3 protein-coding genes and 1 pseudogene are annotated in these 2,433 nt (G+C 72.2%); 2 read left to right on the top strand and 2 right to left on the bottom strand.

All coding sequences use genetic code 11. From position 1 onward, the window contains the following. Positions 1-252: pseudogene (locus TR48_RS10490) on the top strand (hypothetical protein); the annotation flags it as partial. A gap of 13 nt (positions 253-265) precedes the next feature. Here the strand turns inward: TR48_RS10490 and TR48_RS10495 are convergent. Beyond that, the gene (locus tag TR48_RS10495; RefSeq protein ID WP_042365724.1) at positions 266-799 is read right to left on the bottom strand and encodes a DinB family protein; all 534 of its coding nucleotides are present in this window, start codon (positions 797-799) and stop codon (positions 266-268) included. A 382-nt stretch (positions 800-1,181) separates the two neighbouring features. Beyond that, positions 1,182-1,310, bottom strand: coding sequence for a hypothetical protein (locus TR48_RS46285; protein WP_268873569.1), 129 nt, complete (start codon positions 1,308-1,310; stop codon positions 1,182-1,184). 304 nt (positions 1,311-1,614) lie between these two features. Here TR48_RS46285 and TR48_RS10500 point away from each other — a divergent pair, with 304 nt between their 5' ends. After that, positions 1,615-2,406, top strand: a complete 792-nt coding sequence (locus TR48_RS10500; protein ID WP_152627896.1) for a DUF11 domain-containing protein — start codon at positions 1,615-1,617, stop codon at positions 2,404-2,406. Positions 2,407-2,433: the final 27 nt, after the last annotated feature.

Consider the following 2,433-nt stretch of genomic DNA (forward strand, 5'->3'; position numbering starts at 1 on the left):
GACCGCGCCTACACCACCAACCGGGCGCCGTTCTTCATCGGCAACCACTTCGAGTCCTGGAACGGCGGCATCTACATGAAGTCCGTCGAACGGGCGCTGCGCGACATCGCCGCCCACCCGGACGTCCGCCTGGTCTCCTTCCGCCAGCTGGTGGAGTGGCTCGAGGTCCAGGACCCGGCCGTGCTCGCCAAGCTGCGCACCCTCAAGGTCGGCCAGCAACCAGCCGACTGGCGCGAGTACACCACTGCCTGATCGGGCAGTCGCCTCACTCCGACGTGACGCCCGTGACGTCGTGGAGGTGGTGGACCACATCGTGGACCAGGTACCGGGCGAAGGACTCCACGGTGAAGCTCGCCCCGTCACTGCGGCTGCCCGTGCGCGCCCAGCCAGCGCCGTCGACGCGCTCGAAGGCACGCGCCAGCGCCTCCGCCCGGTGCGCCAGTTCGACGCCGACGCGAGCCGGGTCCTGGGAGCCGTAGTCCTCGGCGACGGCGGTCTCATCCTGGTCCCAGTTCGGGAACACCGGATCATCCTGGGTGAGCATCAGCTCCAGCCGAATGGCGAAGAGCGAGAAGACGTCGCGGACGTGGCAGGCGTACTCCAGCGGCGACCAGACGTCCGGCCGCGGCCGCTCCCGCGGCGGAGCCGCGTCGCCCGCCAGCAGGTCCGCCCAGGAGGCGGCGTTGGCTCGCACCATGGCGGCCACGTCCTGGCGGGCGACCGCTGCGGTGTCCAGTCCGCAGCCGGTGCAGGGGCGCTCGAGCACCCAGGTCCAGTCCTTGGTGTCAGGAATGATCACCCCTCGAGGATGCCCCGCCCCGCTCCGGCACCACCAGCGCCTCGGCCGCCTGCCGTCGTCCAGATCCCGCCACGGCCGCGCCGCCGCCGTTCCTCGGGGCGCCGGAACCGGACCCGGCCCAGCCGACCGGGCAGGGCCAGCGGGGCCGGGACGACGGCAGGCGGCCGACGTCCTCCGAGCAGGAGCCGGACCCTGGCTCGGGGTTGCCGGCCTGCTTTGGGGGACGGTCTCGCGGCGGTGCTCGGGAGTCGGTCTGCTCACCCCTGAGGCTCTGCGCCGGATCACCGCGTGTGCGCTCGGGCGGCATCGGGTCACGGCGAGGCCCCCGACGCTCGGACTCGGCGTCGGGGGCCCGTCTCGCGCCCTGGTCGGGCGCCTGCGCCTACTCGTCCGTCAGGACGATGTTCAGGTCGTCGAAGAAGTCCTCGTCCGCACCGTCCAGGTCCTCTGAACGCTCGTCGAGTCGGGGGTCCTCACCGCGGTCTCGCGGGATCATCTCGTGCTGCGGCATGGCGCGCTCCTTTGCTCGGTGCCTCGCGTCCGCCCAGCTCAGCGCAGGTCGCGGGCGCATGCCCGTCGTCGGGTCCGATCGGGTGGGTCACCGAGCGTCGCCGGGGCCGGGTCGGCCTCCCCCGACGCCCGGCACTGACGCGTGCCCAGGGCGCGCCGACCCCTCCGAGCAGGGCCGCGTGCCCTCTCGGAGTAGTCAACTGGCCGGTGCGGCAAGGGTACTTCTAGGCTCACGATGACAGAGCGTGGCTGATGGTCACGCAGCGTGCGTATCCGCTGCCGCGCTCGCCTCAGGAGGAGTCCGCATGCGTTGTTCCGCCATAGCCGCCGCGGTGGCCGCGAGCGCCGTCGTCGTCGCCGTGACCGCCCCCGCCGCAGGCGCCGTCGCCAAGCCCTCGCCGCGTGTCCAGCCCGGGGGCACCCACGCCACCCCGGTCCACCTGCACCCCCTGACCCAGGCGGCTGCCAGGCCGGCTCCGGCGCGGACCCAAGCCGTCCAGGGCAACCAGCGCCTTCCGCTGCTCCGCCCGTCGCTGAACATCGCCAAGTCGCACGACGGCGAGTTCCACCGCGGTCAGCACAACGCGCTGTACACGATCACGGTCTCCAACTACGGCCCCGGCTTCACGGCTCCCTTCGCGTTCCTGACGGTGAAGGACACGCTCCCCGCCGGCCTCACGGCCACCGCGATCAACGGCGCGGGGTGGTTCTGCTCGCTGCCCACCCTGACCTGCACCCGCCCGGGTCCGCTCGGCCCCAACACGCAGTACCCGCCGATCTACCTGCTCGTCGACGTCGCGGACAACGCCCCCGCGCTCGTCACCAACGCGGCGACCCTGTCGAGCACCGACCACGACGACCTGCCCACCCCGCTCACGGCGCTCGACCCGACCAGGGTCGGCGGCGACCACGACTCCGACGGGTCGCACGGCAAGACCCCGCCGGTCAACGTCACCGTGATCAACCAGAACAACAGCAGCGCGCACAACTCGAACCACAACACCGCCGTCGCCAAGGCGAAGGCGGACGTGAAGGTCAAGCAGACGCACATCACCCAGGTGGTCAGGCCGCCACACCACCACCGCCGTCACCACTGATCACCCGCCGTCCGCCCGGCCTCACAC

The organism is Streptacidiphilus neutrinimicus, from assembly GCF_000787815.1.
GTDB lineage: Bacteria > Actinomycetota > Actinomycetes > Streptomycetales > Streptomycetaceae > Streptacidiphilus > Streptacidiphilus neutrinimicus.